14 protein-coding genes are annotated in these 14,803 nt (G+C 64.5%); 8 read left to right on the top strand and 6 right to left on the bottom strand.

All coding sequences use genetic code 11. The annotated features are described in order from the left end of the window. Positions 1–116 precede the first annotated feature (116 nt). The 3 genes from NKG60_RS16485 to choV all read left to right on the top strand — a co-directional run bounded on the left by NKG60_RS16485 (position 117) and on the right by choV (position 3,202). On the top strand, positions 117–1,052 hold the full coding sequence (locus NKG60_RS16485; protein ID WP_352664613.1) for a choline ABC transporter substrate-binding protein: 936 nt from the start codon (positions 117–119) through the stop codon (positions 1,050–1,052). Between the two features lie 117 nt (positions 1,053–1,169). Continuing rightward, on the top strand, positions 1,170–2,024 hold the full coding sequence (choW, locus tag NKG60_RS16480) for a choline ABC transporter permease subunit (RefSeq protein ID WP_023719230.1): 855 nt from the start codon (positions 1,170–1,172) through the stop codon (positions 2,022–2,024). Further along, positions 2,021–3,202 (top strand): choline ABC transporter ATP-binding protein, encoded by a 1,182-nt coding sequence (gene choV, locus NKG60_RS16475; RefSeq protein WP_352664615.1) that lies wholly within the window; start codon positions 2,021–2,023, stop codon positions 3,200–3,202. The genes choW and choV overlap by 4 nt, the downstream gene beginning before the upstream one ends. A gap of 57 nt (positions 3,203–3,259) precedes the next feature. On the opposite strand, the gene NKG60_RS16470 is transcribed toward choV, so the two are convergent. Both NKG60_RS16470 and NKG60_RS16465 read right to left on the bottom strand, forming a co-directional pair. Next, positions 3,260–4,669 carry an ATP-binding protein gene (locus tag NKG60_RS16470; RefSeq protein ID WP_352664617.1) on the bottom strand — a complete coding sequence of 470 codons (1,410 nt, stop codon included), beginning with the start codon at positions 4,667–4,669 and terminating at the stop codon, positions 3,260–3,262. Next, a complete protein-coding gene (locus NKG60_RS16465; protein WP_352664619.1) occupies positions 4,666–5,382 on the bottom strand; it encodes a response regulator in 717 nt (238 codons plus the stop codon). The genes NKG60_RS16470 and NKG60_RS16465 overlap by 4 nt, the downstream gene beginning before the upstream one ends. A 237-nt stretch (positions 5,383–5,619) precedes the next feature. Here NKG60_RS16465 and NKG60_RS16460 point away from each other — a divergent pair, with 237 nt between their 5' ends. The 4 genes from NKG60_RS16460 (at position 5,620) to clpS (ending at position 7,154) form a co-directional block, all read left to right on the top strand. After that, the gene (locus tag NKG60_RS16460; protein WP_292665026.1) at positions 5,620–5,964 is read left to right on the top strand and encodes a hypothetical protein; all 345 of its coding nucleotides are present in this window, start codon (positions 5,620–5,622) and stop codon (positions 5,962–5,964) included. 37 nt (positions 5,965–6,001) lie between these two features. After that, on the top strand, positions 6,002–6,244 hold the full coding sequence (locus tag NKG60_RS16455) for a hypothetical protein (RefSeq protein ID WP_352664621.1): 243 nt from the start codon (positions 6,002–6,004) through the stop codon (positions 6,242–6,244). Positions 6,245–6,520: 276 nt separating this feature from the next. Next, on the top strand, positions 6,521–6,718 hold the full coding sequence (locus NKG60_RS16450) for a hypothetical protein (RefSeq protein WP_352664623.1): 198 nt from the start codon (positions 6,521–6,523) through the stop codon (positions 6,716–6,718). A gap of 130 nt (positions 6,719–6,848) precedes the next feature. Further along, positions 6,849–7,154 carry an ATP-dependent Clp protease adapter ClpS gene (gene clpS / locus NKG60_RS16445; RefSeq protein ID WP_352664625.1) on the top strand — a complete coding sequence of 102 codons (306 nt, stop codon included), beginning with the start codon at positions 6,849–6,851 and terminating at the stop codon, positions 7,152–7,154. 40 nt (positions 7,155–7,194) lie between these two features. On the opposite strand, the gene NKG60_RS16440 is transcribed toward clpS, so the two are convergent. The 4 genes from NKG60_RS16440 to NKG60_RS16425 are packed head-to-tail and all read right to left on the bottom strand — an operon-like array spanning position 7,195 to position 14,023. Then, positions 7,195–9,282 carry a hypothetical protein gene (locus tag NKG60_RS16440; protein WP_352664627.1) on the bottom strand — a complete coding sequence of 696 codons (2,088 nt, stop codon included), beginning with the start codon at positions 9,280–9,282 and terminating at the stop codon, positions 7,195–7,197. 3 nt (positions 9,283–9,285) lie between these two features. After that, positions 9,286–12,108, bottom strand: coding sequence for a DUF4159 domain-containing protein (locus NKG60_RS16435; RefSeq protein WP_352664629.1), 2,823 nt, complete (start codon positions 12,106–12,108; stop codon positions 9,286–9,288). Beyond that, on the bottom strand, positions 12,105–13,019 hold the full coding sequence (locus NKG60_RS16430) for a DUF58 domain-containing protein (protein ID WP_352664631.1): 915 nt from the start codon (positions 13,017–13,019) through the stop codon (positions 12,105–12,107). The genes NKG60_RS16435 and NKG60_RS16430 overlap by 4 nt, the downstream gene beginning before the upstream one ends. Next, positions 13,019–14,023, bottom strand: a complete 1,005-nt coding sequence (locus NKG60_RS16425) for an AAA family ATPase (protein WP_352664633.1) — start codon at positions 14,021–14,023, stop codon at positions 13,019–13,021. The genes NKG60_RS16430 and NKG60_RS16425 overlap by 1 nt, the downstream gene beginning before the upstream one ends. 145 nt (positions 14,024–14,168) lie before the next feature. Between NKG60_RS16425 and NKG60_RS16420 the strand changes: the two genes are divergently transcribed. Next, on the top strand, positions 14,169–14,798 hold the full coding sequence (locus tag NKG60_RS16420; RefSeq protein WP_352664770.1) for a DUF1285 domain-containing protein: 630 nt from the start codon (positions 14,169–14,171) through the stop codon (positions 14,796–14,798). Positions 14,799–14,803 lie beyond the last annotated feature (5 nt).

Below are 14,803 nucleotides of genomic sequence, written 5' to 3'. Positions count from 1 at the left end.
TTGTTCGTGATTGCCTTAGTGCTTGAAACCGCAGCAGAATGATGTTTGGCTGGCGTGACAAGGCGGAGATAAAACCGTCGCTTCGCTTCACCGAGAACTGAAATGGGAGAATTTTCATGTCGCGTATGAGTTCATTCGTCGCCGGCCTCGGCCTGGCGGCTTTTCTATCCACGACTGGGGCCTTTGCCGGCGATCCGGAAAGCTGCAAGACGGTGCGTCTGTCCGATGTCGGCTGGACCGACATCCAGGCGACCACCGGCGTCGCCTCGGTGCTGCTCACGGCGCTCGGCTACGAGCCGCAGGTGATCCAGCTTTCGGTGCCGGTGACCTATGCATCCCTGAAGAACAAAGACCTCGACGTGTTCCTTGGAAACTGGATGCCGTCGATGACAAACGACATCAAGGACTATACCGCCGAAGGCTCGGTCGAGACCGTCAGCGAAAACCTCAGCGGTGCCGGCTACGGCATCGTCGTTCCGACCTATGTCGCCGATGCCGGTGTCAAGACGCTGACCGATCTCGGCAAGTTCAAGGACAAGTTCGACGGCAAGATCTACGGTATCGAGGCCGGCAATGACGGCAACCGCATCATTCTCGATATGATCAAGGATCCGAAGACTAATCTCGAAGGCTTCGAACTGGTCGAATCTTCCGAGGCCGGCATGCTCACCCAGGCCGAGCAGTCGATGAAGAACAATGAATGGATCGCCTTCCTCGGCTGGACGCCGCATCCGGTGATGGGCGCCATGAAGATCACCTATCTCGAGGGGATGGGCGATAGCGGCTTTGGCGCTGCCACCGTGCATACCAATGTGCGCAAGGGCTACATTAGCGAATGCCCCAATGCCGGCAAGTTCATCGCCAACCTGAAGTTCAACCTGGACATGGAAGGCGAGATGATGGACGCGATCCTGAAGGGCGGCGACGCCAATACGGTCGCGACCGACTGGCTGAAGAAGCACCCGGACGCGGTCGCTCCCTGGATCGCCGGCGTCACCACCTTCGACGGCGGCGATGCGGCGGCTGCGGTGAAAACGGCGCTCGGAAGCTGACCCGACCATCTGGCATGACGAGACAAGGGGCCGCCACGGTAGAAATGGCTGCCCTTTTTCATATCCTGTGACAAGATGACCCTCCGGCAAGGACGGCGCCGGCAGAAGAGGGGCTAGATGGATCCGATCTCCAAATTCCTGGTCAGCTACAAGATTCCCATAGGGGCGTGGGGGAAGGCGTTTTTCGGCTTTCTCACCGATAATTTCGACACCGTCTTCAGGGCTTTTTCCAACAGCCTCAACTTCCTGCTCGACGGCATCGTCGACGGGCTGCTGCTGCTGCCGCCGGTTCTGCTGATCGCGCTGATCGCTCTGCTCGCCTATTTCCTGCAGCGCTCGAAAGGACTGGCCCTGGCGGTGTTCATCGGTTTGCTGTTCATCCTCAACCAGAATCTGTGGAAGCAGACAGTGGAGACGCTGGTGCTGGTGGTTGCCGCCGCCGCCGTGTCGATGGCCATCGGCGTGCCGCTCGGCATCTGGGCCGCGCACAAGCCGAAGATCTATCGCGTCATGCTGCCGGTACTTGACCTGATGCAGACGCTGCCGACCTTCGTCTACCTGATCCCCGTGCTGACCCTGTTCGGCCTCGGCAACGCGCCCGGCCTGATCGTCACCATCATCTTCGTCATCCCGACCTCGGTCCGGCTCACCCATCTTGGCGTCACCTCGGTGCCGAAATCGATCGTCGAGGCGGGCGAAGCTTTCGGCGCCACCAAGCGCCAGCTATTGTGGAAGGTGGAGCTGCCTTCGGCACTGCCGACCATCATGGCTGGGCTGACCCAATCGATCATGCTGTCGCTGTCGATGGTGGTGTTCGCCGCCCTGATCGGCGCCGGCGGGCTCGGTACGGAAATCAACCGGGCGCTCGGGTCGCGCAGGATCGACCTCGGGCTTGAGGCAGGGTTGGCCATCGTCGTGCTCGCCATCGTGCTCGACCGGATGACGCGCATCGGCGTGGGAGGCAAGAAATGACCGTCGCCGTCGATTTCAGGAATGTCGATATCGTCTTCGGCGCCGACCAGGCAGGCTCGCTGGCGCTGATCGACAGTGGTGCCACCCGAGCCGAGATCCTCGAACAGACCGGCAACGTACTGGGCTGCGCCGGCGCCAGCCTCACCGTGAACGAGGGCGAGATCTCGGTGCTGATGGGGCTTTCCGGCTCCGGCAAATCGACGCTGCTCAGAGCCGTCAACCGGCTGAACGTCGTCTCGCGCGGTCAGGTGCTGGTCAAGGACGGCGATGGTACGGTCGACGTCGTCACCTGCGACGAGGCGACGCTTCGGCGGCTGCGGCAGAAGCAGGTGGCGATGGTGTTCCAGCAGTTCGGCCTGCTGCCGTGGCGCACCGTGGAGGACAATGTCGGCCTTGGCCTCGAGCTCGCCGGGGTACCCGAAGCCGAGCGCAAGGAGCGGGTGAACAGGCAGCTGAAGCTGGTTCATCTCGACCAGTGGTCGAAAAAATACGCGCATGAGCTTTCCGGCGGCATGCAGCAGCGCGTCGGCCTGGCGCGCGCCTTTGCCACCGAGGCGCCGATCCTGTTGATGGACGAGCCGTTCTCGGCGCTCGATCCGCTGATCCGGACCAAGCTGCAGGACGAGTTGCTGCAGCTCCAGGCCGAGCTGAAGAAGACCATTATCTTCGTCAGCCACGACCTCGAGGAGGCGCTGAAGATCGGCACCCACATCACCATCATGGAGGGCGGGCGTATCGTGCAGACCGGCGCGCCGGAAGACATCGTGCTGCGGCCTGCCAACGACTATGTCCGCGACTTCATCGCCAATGTGAACCCGCTCTCGGTGCTGACCGCCTGGAACGTCATGCGCGACCGCCGCGACCTCGAGCACGGCGAGAACGGCTGGGTGTGGCTCGACCGGCGCAAGACGACGCGCTTCAAGATCGACGAGCATGGGCTGGTGGCGGCGGCCGAGCGCGACGGCAAGCCGGCGGTATGGGTGTCCTGCGCCGATGTCGAAGCCCAGCCGGAGGAGACTGCGCAGGTGTTCTGGGCCAATCCCGGCACCTCGCTGAAGACCGTGATGCTGGCCATGCATCGCTCGCAGACCGCACCGGTGGCGCTGTTCGACGACCAGTCGCGCTTCGTCGGCGCTATCGGCGTCAGGGATGTGCTGAGCGCGGTGCTGCGAAGATAGCTTTTTTCCTTGGGGAGAGAACCAAGATCAAACGCCGGCTTAGCCCGATACCGCATGCTAAACCGCCAGCGGCAGGCGCAACTCCGTCAGCAGGCCGCCATCGGGATGGTTGGACAGGCTGACTTCACCGCCGGCGGCGCGGGCGATGTTGCGGGCGATGGTCAAGCCGAGGCCGAGGCCGCCGGTCTGGCGGTTGCGCGATTGTTCCAGGCGCACGAACGAGCCGAACACGGCGTCGAGCTCGGCCTGCGGTATGCCCGGACCGTCGTCGCGGATCGCCAGCGTAATTGTCTTGCCTGATTGACGCAGGCTGAGATGCGCCCTCTTGCCATAGGTCACCGCGTTCTGGACGAGGTTGGTGACGCAGCGCCGGAGCGCGACCGGCCGCGCCACGCAGATCAGGCCGCGCGAGCGCGCGTCCTCATTGTCGAAGGAGACCTCGTCGAAGCCGTCGGCGATCGATTCCACCAGCGACCAGAAATCGATCCTCTCGCTCTTTTCCTCGGTCACCTCGAAAGTGGCGAAGTCGATGACCGAGCTGGCAATGCCTTCGATGTCGGCGAGGTCGTGCGCCAGTGCGGTGCGGACGGTCGAATTCCTAAGCAATTCGAGGCGCAGCCGCATCCTGGTCAGCGGCGTGCGCAGGTCGTGCGCCAGTGCGGCCGCAAGATGCTCGCGGTCCTCGACATAGGCGCGCAGCCTCGCCTGCATGGCATTGACCGCCTTTGCCGCGGTACGCACCTCGCGGCTGCCGCTCTCGGCGATCGGCGGGCTCTTCAGGTCCTCGCCGATCCGCTTCACCGCGGTCTCCATCATCCGGTAGGGCGCCGTCAGCCGGCGCAGCGACCAGATCGAGGAAGCCACCACCAGCCCGGCGATCAAGGCATAGAGCGGCAGGCTGTCGAAGCTCAGTATCGGCCCGGCCGGTGTGTTCGGCTCGGTGAAGTTCAGCCATTGGCCGTCGGCAAAGCGAAGCGAGGCGGTCAGCTTGTCGCTCTGGGCGAAATCGGCCGCCAGTACCAGCAGGTCGCGCTCGACCTGGCCGATATCGGGACCGGCGACCGTCCCACCGGGAGCGTCGGCTTCGTGCGTTGCCGGGTCGCGGCGGACCCGCGCGTCGGTGATGCCGAACTTCGATAGCCGGCCGACCAATATGTCTTCCAATTCGGCCAGTTCGTCGTCGCCGGCTATCGAGGAAGTAACAGCGGGCGTGTTGGAAACGGTGAGCGCATAAGTGGCGTTGAACAGGCCGGAGGCCGTCGCCTTGCGCTGTTCCGGCGTAGCGTCATGCATCAGCTGTACCAGCGAGAAGGCGCGGTCGTTGAGCCGGTAGAGATCGACGACGTCATTGGCGGCGGCACGGTCGCGCGAAACGATGTAGAGGGTCGCGATCTGGCTGATCAACAGGCCGGCGATGACGATGAGCAGCACCCAGACCGGCAGCGTTTGCGGCAGGATGCGTCTCATTCGGAGGTCGTCTCAGGCAGAAACTGATAGCCGCCGCTGCGCACGGTCAGGATCAGCTTCGGCGTTTTCGGGTCGTCCTCCATCTTGCGCCGCAGCCGGCTGACCAGAATGTCGACGCTGCGGTCGAAGCTGTAGCCGCTGTCGCCGCCGGACAGCTCGATGAGCTGCTCGCGGCTCAGTACGCGCTGCGCGCTCTTGACGAAGGTCTGCAGGAGATTGAATTCGGCCATCGTCAGCTCGATCCTGACGTCGCCCGGCGCCATCAGCCGGCGGCGCGAACAGTCCATGGTCCAGCCGGCGAAACGGTAGACCTGGCGCGACGTGGGCCGTCGCGGCTCGGCGGCGCCGTTGCGCCTCAGCACGGCACGGATGCGTGCCAACAGCTCGCGCGGATCGAAGGGTTTCGGCACGTAGTCGTCGGCGCCCATCTCCAGGCCAACGACCCGGTCGGTAGTTTCGGTAACCGCGGTCAGCATGATGATCGGTGTCGAATAATTGGCGCGCAACTCGCGGCAGAGTTCCAGCCCGCTCTTGCCGGGCAGCATGACGTCCAGGACGATCAGGTCGACCTGGGCGCGGCGCAGGATGGTCTCCATCTCGGTGCCGTCGGCGGCGACTGATGTATGCAGCCCTCGCTTCTGGAAAAATTCCTGAAGCAGGTCGCGAATGCCCTTGTCGTCGTCGACGATCAGTATGTGGGGGTCGGATTTCACAGGGAACCTGTCATTTGTGGATCGCCCAAGCGGTGCTTCGGCCGTCAGCCAGACGATAGAATTCAGGCCATAAGTTGGCCAGTGAAGATCGGCAGCCCGATCCGGGCTGCCCAGAAACAATCCAGAAACAAAATTCTACAATCCGGAAAAACTGCCGAAAAAAATCAAGGGCATAAGTGGTGCCGTGGCGGTCAGGTCATCGGCTGCGACACGCGTTACGGGATTACGGATAGACCAATGCAAAGGTTCTCGATCAGTCTGATGGGTGCGTTGCTTTCCATTTCGCTCGTCACGGCCGCGGTTGAACAAGCCGATGCAAAACTGGCCGATGCAAAGGTGGCCAATGCAAAGGCGGCCGATGCAAAGGTGGCGACCACCCGCAGCGAGCGTTGCATCGATCTGAACCGCCAGTTTGACGAAGCCCTCGAAACCCATGCCGCGGCAACGCAGGTCACCGCGGCGAAAGCACTTCAAAGAAAGGGAAACCGGTTCTGCGCCAACAAGAAACAGGCACAGGGAATCCGGATGCTCGCAAATGCTTTGAAGCTGCTTGGTGTCACACCGATCGACCCGGTTCAGTGATGCTCAAACCGACCTGCACAAACAAGGAAATGAAACCATGAAAAAGTCCCTCCTCTCCGCTCTCGGTCTCGCCGTCGCGCTTGCTTTCTCGATGCCGGTCCTCGGCAACGCCGCTGCCACGACCGTTGCTCCCGCCGCCACGACGACAGCGGCTGCCCCGGCGAAGGCGCCGATGAAGAAGGTTGTCTCCAAGACGACCGCCAAGAAGGTCTGCAGGGTTACCAAGACGCACAAGTGCCCGGTTAAGCACACCGTCAAGAAGACCGCCCCCAAGGCTTGAACCACGCTTACCTAGAGCGGTTCATCGTTTCACGGAACGCCGAACCGCTGCATGTCTTTGTTTTTGCGCAATTCCGGACGAAAACCGTTTCACACTTTTCCTGGAATTGCCCTAGACTACAAGGCCGCTCCAGCCGCAATCTGGTTGGAGCGGCCTTCTGGTGTCGCATACGCATCCGATATCCCGCGTCGCATAACCCGGTCGCAATCCCGTCCCGCCGAGGCATCCGCATGAACGAGCGCGTCGAGCCCGTTTTGTTCGCGCCCAGGATTTTCCGTGGATTGGAGCTACATCGCCATCTGGCGGACCCGATTGCTGATTGTGCTCATCGGCTCGGTGTTGGTCGTCGCCTGGCTGGCCACCGCATGGAGGGAACGCCGGCCGCAGGCTGCCGGGCCTCGTCCCGATGCGCCGCCCGCCGCACCAAGGCGGCAAGTCCACGACCGTCGCATCTTCGGCCGCCAGGACCGTTGAACGCCAGGCGATAGCTCCCACATAGATTGCGAATGACCGCGCCGATCGTAATCCCTGCGCGGTTGAAAAATGGACGGCCGCTTTCGCACATGTCAAAATGAAAGCGAGTTGTCGCGCAGCTACCGGTCCCATGCCAGAAATCACGACAAAACCTCGCACCAAGGCCCAGCCGAAGGTAGAACGGCCGAAGCTCTACAAGGTCATCCTGGTCAATGACGATTTCACGCCGCGTGAGTTCGTGGTGACAGTGCTGAAGGGCGAATTCAAGCTGAGCGAAGACCAGGCGCATAGGATAATGATCACCGCGCACCGGCGCGGCGTCTGCGTTGTCGCCGTCTTCACCAGGGATGTCGCCGAGACCAAGGCGGCGCGGGCAACCGATGCCGGCAAGGCCAAGGGCTACCCGCTGATGTTCACGACGGAGCCGGAGGAGTAGGTCTGGTTCTCCCATCTGCCACGGGTGGGAAGCGGTGCAGCTACCGCCCTTCGCGGTACCACATCGAGCCCATCGCCAGAAGCAGCAGGCCGAGCCCCAAAAAGCCACCGAAGAGCGGCACGCGCGAGACGGCCTTGAGCACGCTGTCATCGGTGGTGCGCAGGCCGATCCAGTCATTGCCTGAGGCCGCGCCCGAGGAACGGACCGGAACGATTGAGGGCAGCGTGACCGTGCTGGTGAGATTGCCGAGCGCCGAGGCCGGCGCCAGCCTGCGAACGCTGCCGCCGGTTGCCTCAGCCGGTGGTTTGAGCCGGTTCTCGGTGGAGACGACGTCGGTGAATTCCGGCGCGTTGACCGGCCCGACATGGGCCAATGCCGTCAGGTCCCCATTGCCGACCTGATAGAGACCGATTTCGCTGGTTTCGACGCTGCCGAGGAAGACGCCTGGCTCGGATTTCTCGAGCCTGACGATCAGTGCCTTGCCGGATGGCGTGATGACTTGCGCCGGGCCGGGGTCGTCGCTCATCGTCTGGCGGCGGATCTCCAGCACCATGCCGCGGCCGTCGGCGGTCAGCCGCTCTTCCTCGAGTTCGGGCTCCTTCATCAGCCAGTGGGCGATGCGCCGGTAGAGTTGGACGTGCGGGCCACCGCCCTCGAAGCCGCGCGCCCACAGCCAGCCCTGGTCGGACAGAAGCATGCCGACGCGGCCTTCGCCCTTGCGGTCGAGCAGCAGCAGCGGCCGGTTGTCGGCGCCCTTCATCACCACCTCGCCCTCGGGATTCTCGACGCCGATAGTGCGGAACCAGCGGCTCCAGTGCGGCGGCTCGGTCGCGGAGCCGTCGAGCCCGCGGGTTACCGGATGACGCTGGCCGGTATCGGTGAGGCGCGGATAGAAGGCCTTGTCGATGACCTCGCCGGTCGGCATTGCCGGCAGCGCCGACATCAGCGGCGTGCGGGCGATCGAGCTTTCGCCGGCATATTCGGGGCCTGCCGCGATCAGCAGCGCGCCGCCCTTTTCGACATATTCGGAGATGTAGTCGTAATAGAGGATCGGCAGCACGTCGCGGTGCTGATAGCGGTCGAAGATGATCAGGTCGAAATCCTTGATCTTCTCGACGAACAACTCGCGCGTCGGAAAGGCGATCAGCGACAATTCGTTGATCGGCGTACCGTCCTGCTTTTCCGGCGGGCGCAGGATGGTGAAGTGCACGAGGTCGACCGAAGCGTCGGATTTCAGCAAATTGCGCCAGGTGCGCTCGCCGGCATGCGGTTCGCCGGAAACAAGCAGCACGCGCAGATTTTCGCGGATGCCGTCGATCAGCGCGATGGCGCGGTTGTTGGTGTCGGTGAGTTCGCCCGGCTCGTGGTTGATGGCGAGTTCGACGATGTTGCGCCCGGCGCTGGGAATCGTCACCTGCAGCGGCATCGCCTGGCCGATGTTGGCGTGCTCGACCGATACCTGCTCGCCGTTGACCGATACGCGGACGTCGACCGGGCCGGTTTCGTTGTTGGTGGCGATGACGCGATAGGTCATGTCGAGCGGCTTGCCGACCAGCCCGAATCGCGGCGCATTCTCGAAGCGGATGCGGCGGTCCTTCTCATGCTCGTTGCCGGTAATCAGCGCGTGCAGCGGGGCAGTGAAGTCGGGTGCGCCGGGCGGCGCGTCATGCACCTCGCCATCGGTGATCATGATGGCGCCGCCAATGCGCGACGGCGGCACGTCGCGGAAAGCATTTTCGAGCGAGGAAAACAACCGCGTCTCGGTGCGCTCGTCGGCGGCTTCGGACTTGCCGGTTTCGACGACGCGGACGTCGAACTGCTTGAAGCGGCCGAGACGCTGCTGAAGCCCGGCCAATGCCGCATCGGTCTGCTTGGTACGGTCGCCGATATCCTGGCTCTGGCTGCGATCGACGACGACGGCGACGATGCTTTTCAGCGGCTCGCGTTCTTCGTCGAGGAACACAGGATTGAGCAGCGCCGCAGCCAGGGCAATCAGGGCTGCCAGGCGGAAGACCGCGCCGCGCTGGCGAAACCAAAGGCCGACCAGCGCCAGCAGCAGCAGCGGGACCAGAACTACTGCGAGCAGCGGCCAGGTGGTGAGCGGTTCGAAGGCGAGCGACCAGTTCATGGTCTATTGCCCCAGCCGTTCGAGCAGCACCGGGACGTGCACCTGGTCGGATTTGTAGTTGCCGGTCAGCATGTACATCATGATGTTGACGCCGGCGCGCAGCGCATAGATGCGCTGCATCGGATCCGACGGCACGGTCGGCAATAGCGGGTCGCCATTCTCGTCGACGGCCCAAGCGCCGGCGAAATCATTGGCGGTGATCATGATCGGGGAAACGCCGTCGCCGGTGCGCACCGGGCGGTTCTCGGTGTTGCTGGCTTCAAGCGATGCCTCGACCCACAGCGGGCTGCCGGCAAAACGGCCGGGAAACTCCGGAAGGATGTAGAAGGATTTGGTCAGCACGTGGTCCGACGGCACTGGTTCCAGCGGTGGCACGTTGAGGTTGCCGAGGATGTCGCGCAGCCGCTCCGTCGCCGGGCTGGTCGAATCCGCACCAATGCCATTGGCGAACTGGTCGCGGGTGTCGAACAAGACCGTTCCGCCCTGCTGCATGTAGGCGTCGATGCGGGCGATGGCGGCCTCGCTCGGCATCGGGGCCGAGGGATCGATCGGCCAGTAGATCAGCGGATAGAAGGAAAGTTCGTCCTTCGAGATATCGACGCCGGCCGGTGCTCCGGGTTCGAGCGCGGTTTTTTCTATGAGGAAGCGGGTCAGGCCTTCGAGCCCGGCGCGGCTGATCGAATCGACACCCGGCTCGCCGGTCAGCACGTAGGCGATCCGGGTCTTTGAAATGTCCCCGATCGCCTCCGTATCTCCCGGTTTGGCGTCGTCGGCGCGCGCAACGTCCGCGTGGCCAATCAAGGCGCCGAGCGCAATCAGCAGGACGGCTGCCGTCGCCGCCGCGCCGGCCCGGCGCGGCCGGCGCGACAACAGGCCGCCCATCCAGAATACGGCAAGCGTGTCGAGCACCATCAGCACCAGGGCGGCCGTGACAAGCGGACCTTTGAGGTTGCGCTGCTCGTCGAAAGCATACTGGATGGTGGTGACCGGCACCGTGATCTCAGGCCGGGCCAGCGGCGTGAATGCGCTGTCGCCACCGAGCAGATTGTGAGCGAACACTCCCGTCTCCGAGCCGTAGAGGCCGGGCGGGTTTTCCAGCGTCACCGGCAGCGGGCCGGCGTCGGGCACCAGCGGCCTGGCATCCGGCGTCGGCGGCCCCAACGTGCCGTCGGCGGCGATCATGCGATAAGGTGCCAGCGACGTCGCGGCGGCCTCGGCATTGGCGACAGCCGCGCCCTGGTTGCGCGACAATTGCACGATGCGCCGCAGCATCTCGACGAAGCTGCCGGAGATCGGCAGGTTGGACCATGTCGCCTCGGGGGTGACGTGGAACAGCACCAGGGTACCCTTGTCCTTCTTCATCCCGGTCACCAACGGCGTGCCGTCGGCAAGCGTGGCCCAGGTGCGCTCGACGATGTCGGGCGTCGGTTCGGCCAGCACCTGCCTGGTGACGGTGACCTCGGTGGGCGGCGCGAGGTCGGCGAAGGGACCGGTTTTCGGGAATTCGGTGACCGGCTGCGGCGCGGTCCATGACAGCGCGCCGCCAAGCGATCGCTCGCCGGTGCGCAGCCGGACCGGCAGCAGGTCGTCGTCATTGCCGGCAGCGGCCAGCCGCGAACCGGCAAAACGCACCAGCGTGCCGCCCTTGTCGACCCAGTCGACCAGCCTTTGCCGCGCCTGTTCCGGAATGGTGCCGACATCGGCCATGACGATCATTGCCGGCTTCTGGTCGAGCAGTTGCGGGATGGCGTCGGCGAGATCGACGCTCGACGGCTCGACGAGATCGGCAAAGGGCTGCAGGGCGCGGCGAATGTAGTAGAGCGGCGACAGCAGCGGTTGCGCCTGATCGGCCTCGGACTGCGAAAGTAGGCCGACGCGGCGGCGTTTTGAACTCTCGTCGAGAACGCGGACGGCACCGGCCTGGCGCTCGCCATCGAGCGCGATGTAGGCGAAGTCGTTGCGGAGTTCGAACGGCACCGCCATCGTGCCGGTGGCGGTGGTTCCGCCCGGGGCAAAGGTCAGCGTCGCGTCGGCAATGCGGCGGCCCTTGTCGTCGAAGGCGCCGGCCGTCACCTGTGCAGGTGCCGGATCGCCCGGTGCGCGGATGGCGGTCAGGGCGAAGCCGTCGACCTGGTTGTCGGCGCCGGTCAGGCCGGTCAGCGACAGCCGGTCGGAGACGGCCCACACGACACGTGCCGCGTTCTTTGACAACAACGTGTTGAAGGCGGCTTCGTCGCCTTGCGCCGCCAGACCATCGGCGAGCACCGCGACGCTGGCGCCAGGCAGCGACTCCAAGGCTGAAGCGACGCGGCCGTAGACGGCGGGGCGGTCGGTCGGGATCGGCCGCGGCTTTGCCGCGCGCAGCCGGTCGAGCGCGGCAGCGGCATCGAAGGGACCGATCTCGGCATTCGGCTTCTCGGCGGTGAAAGCGATGAGCACCGGCACGCCGTTCGAATTGGCATCGGCGATCAGCCGCTCGGCGGTGGCGACCCGCTTGCCCCAGTCGGCGGCACTTGCCCAGTCATTGTCGATCACCAGCGCCAAGGCGGCGCCCTCGGCCGGCAGCTTTTCGCGCGGGTTGAAGACCGGTTCGGCAAGTGCTGCCACGATAAGCGCGGCCATCAGCAGCCTGAGCAGCGTCAGCCACCAAGGGCTCTGCTGCGGCGTTTCTTCGCGCCTCAGCACGCGGGCGAGAATCCTGAGCGGCGGAAACACCTCGGTTTGCGGCCTGGGCGGGGTCAGCCGCAGAAGCCACCAGATCACCGGCAGCGCCAGCAGGCCCCACAGCACCATCGGCGCCCCGAAGGAGAGCGGCAGCCAACTCATGCGCGGGCTCTCCCGGCAAAGCTGCCCTCGGCGGTCATCGCCATGTGGATGCGCACCAGCGCCTCGGAGGCAAGGCGATCTGTATGATTGACGGTAAAGCTCCAGCCAAGCCGTTTGCACCAGGCGGCCAGCTCCTGGCGGCGGGCGGCATAAAGCAGGCGATATTCCTCGCCCAGCATTTCGGCGCGGCCGGCGGTCAGCTTGTCGCCGGTCTCAGGATCGGTGAATTCGGTGCGCCCGGCATAGGGGAAGCTTTCCTCGGCCGGATCGGAGACCTCGATCAGATGCGCGCGCACGCCGTGGCGGGCGAGCACGTCCAGCCAGGCTATAGTGTCCTCGACCGGGTCGAGGAAATCGCTGACGAGGACGATGTCGCAGAAGCGGCGAATGCCGGACAGGTCGGGCTTTGCCGGCAGGTCGGCGGCATGCATCAGTTGCGCCGCGATGCGCTCGGCGCCATTGCGGGCGGTGAACGGGTCGGTCAGGCCCGGCCAGGCAATGCGCTCGCCGCTGCGCGACAAAAGCTCGGCCATGGCCAGCGCCAGCACAAGGGCGCGCGATTCCTTGGAAACGCTGGCTCCGGTCGATTTGTAGAGCATGGAAGGCGAGGGATCGGCCCACAGCCACACCGTATGGGCGGCCTCCCATTCACGGTCGCGGACATAGGTGTGGTCGTCGCGGGCGGAACGGCGCCAGTCGATGCGCGAGGAATCGCCTTCGACATAGGGCCGGAACTGCCAGAAATTCTCGCCGATGCCGCGCTTGCGGCGGCCATGCCAGCCGGCAATTACCGTGTTGACGATGCGGCGCGCCTCGACCAGCAGGTCCGGCACCAACGAAGCCCGCAACCGGCCTCTGGCGAGCGCATCGCGCGTCGCTGCCGGTGCCTGCGCTTCACCGATGCGCGCCATCAAATCCCTTTCGCGAGCTTCGCCACAACATCGCGAACCGTGGTGCCCTCGGCGCGGGCGGCGAACGTCAGCGCCATGCGGTGCTGCAGCACCGGCTCGGCCAGCGCCCGGACGTCGTCGACCGACGGCGCCAGCCGGCCGTCATAGAGGGCGCGGGCGCGGGCGCACAGCGTCAGCGCCTGACTGGCGCGCGGGCCTGGGCCCCAGGCGACGTGCTTGTCGGTATCGGCATTGCCCTGACCGGGACGCGCCGAACGCACCAGCTTCAGGATCGCCTCGACGACGCTTTCCGGCACCGGCATGCGGCGGATGAGCGTCTGGATGTCCTTCAGTCGCGCCGGCTGCAGCACGTTTTCGGCCTTGGCATCCTCGATACCTGTGGTCTCCAGCAGGATGCGGCGCTCCGCCTCGATCTCGGGGTAGAGGATGTCGACCTGCATCAGGAAACGGTCGAGCTGTGCCTCGGGCAGCGGATAGGTGCCTTCCTGCTCCAGCGGGTTCTGCGTCGCGAGAACATGGAACGGTGACGGCAAGTCATGGCGCACGCCGGCAATGGTGACGTGGTATTCCTGCATCGACTGCAGCAGCGCCGACTGGGTACGCGGCGAGGCGCGGTTGATCTCGTCGGCCATCAGCAATTGCGCGAAGATCGGCCCGGAAATGAAGCGGAACGAACGCTTGCCGAATTCATCCTGCTCCATCACCTCTGAGCCGAGAATGTCGGACGGCATTAGGTCGGGCGTGAACTGGATGCGACGCGAATCGAGGCCGAGCACGATGCCCAGCGTTTCGACCAGCTTGGTCTTGGCTAGGCCGGGCACGCCGACCAGCAGTGCATGGCCGCCGGCCAGCAATGCGACGAGCGTGCGCTCGATGACGCTTTCCTGGCCGAAAATGACCCGCCCGACGCCGTCACGGACCCTCGAAATGTCGGCCAGCGCTTTCTCGGCCTGCGCCACCATGTCCTTTTCGCTGATTGGGCTTTCCTTGATCATAACGCTCATGCAGCATCGATCCTTCTGTTGGAAACACCGCTTGGCACCTTGGTGCCGCAGAGAATGCCGCGATTCGGCCTCGCATGGCGCCTGCAATGAACTTAAATCACAGACTTAGGCTGACAAGCGGAACAACAGTGACTATTTCGTGACCATGACGGAAGCCGCCGACCATCGTGAAGAGAGCCTGACGGCCGCGACCGAGGCACGCGGGCTGGAAGCGCTGGTCTCGCGCGCGACGCGCGCCGGCAAGGGGCCGGCGCCGGTGGAACGCTGGAATCCGGCGTTTTGCGGCGATCTCGACATGGAAATCAAGCAGGACGGCACCTGGTTCTATCTGGGAACGCCGATCGGCCGGATGCCGCTGGTGCAGCTTTTCTCCTCGGTGCTGCGTAAGGACGAGGACGGCAGGACCTACCTGGTGACGCCGGTGGAAAAGGTCGGCATCCGCGTCGCCGACGCGCCCTTTATTGCCGTCGAGATGGACGTGTCGGGCGCAGGCGACGGACAAATCATAACCTTTCGCACCAATGTCGGGGACTTGGTCGAGGCTGGGGCGGGGCACCCGTTGCGCTTCGTCGATGAGGACGAGACAGGTGGCCTGAAGCCCTATGTGCTGGTGCGCGGGCGGCTGGAGGCGCTGGTGGCACGGCCGGTGATGTACGAGCTGGTCGAGCACGGCGAAGAGATCGACATCGGTGGCAAGATGATGTTTGCCGTCCGTTCCAAAGGCGAGGTCTATCCAATCATGCCGGCTGAGAAACTGAAACGGCTGAGCGCATGATGGAC

It is taken from the genome of Mesorhizobium sp. M1428, assembly GCF_040317515.1.
Taxonomy (GTDB): domain Bacteria; phylum Pseudomonadota; class Alphaproteobacteria; order Rhizobiales; family Rhizobiaceae; genus Mesorhizobium.
This window is presented reverse-complemented; position numbering and strand designations above follow the sequence as displayed.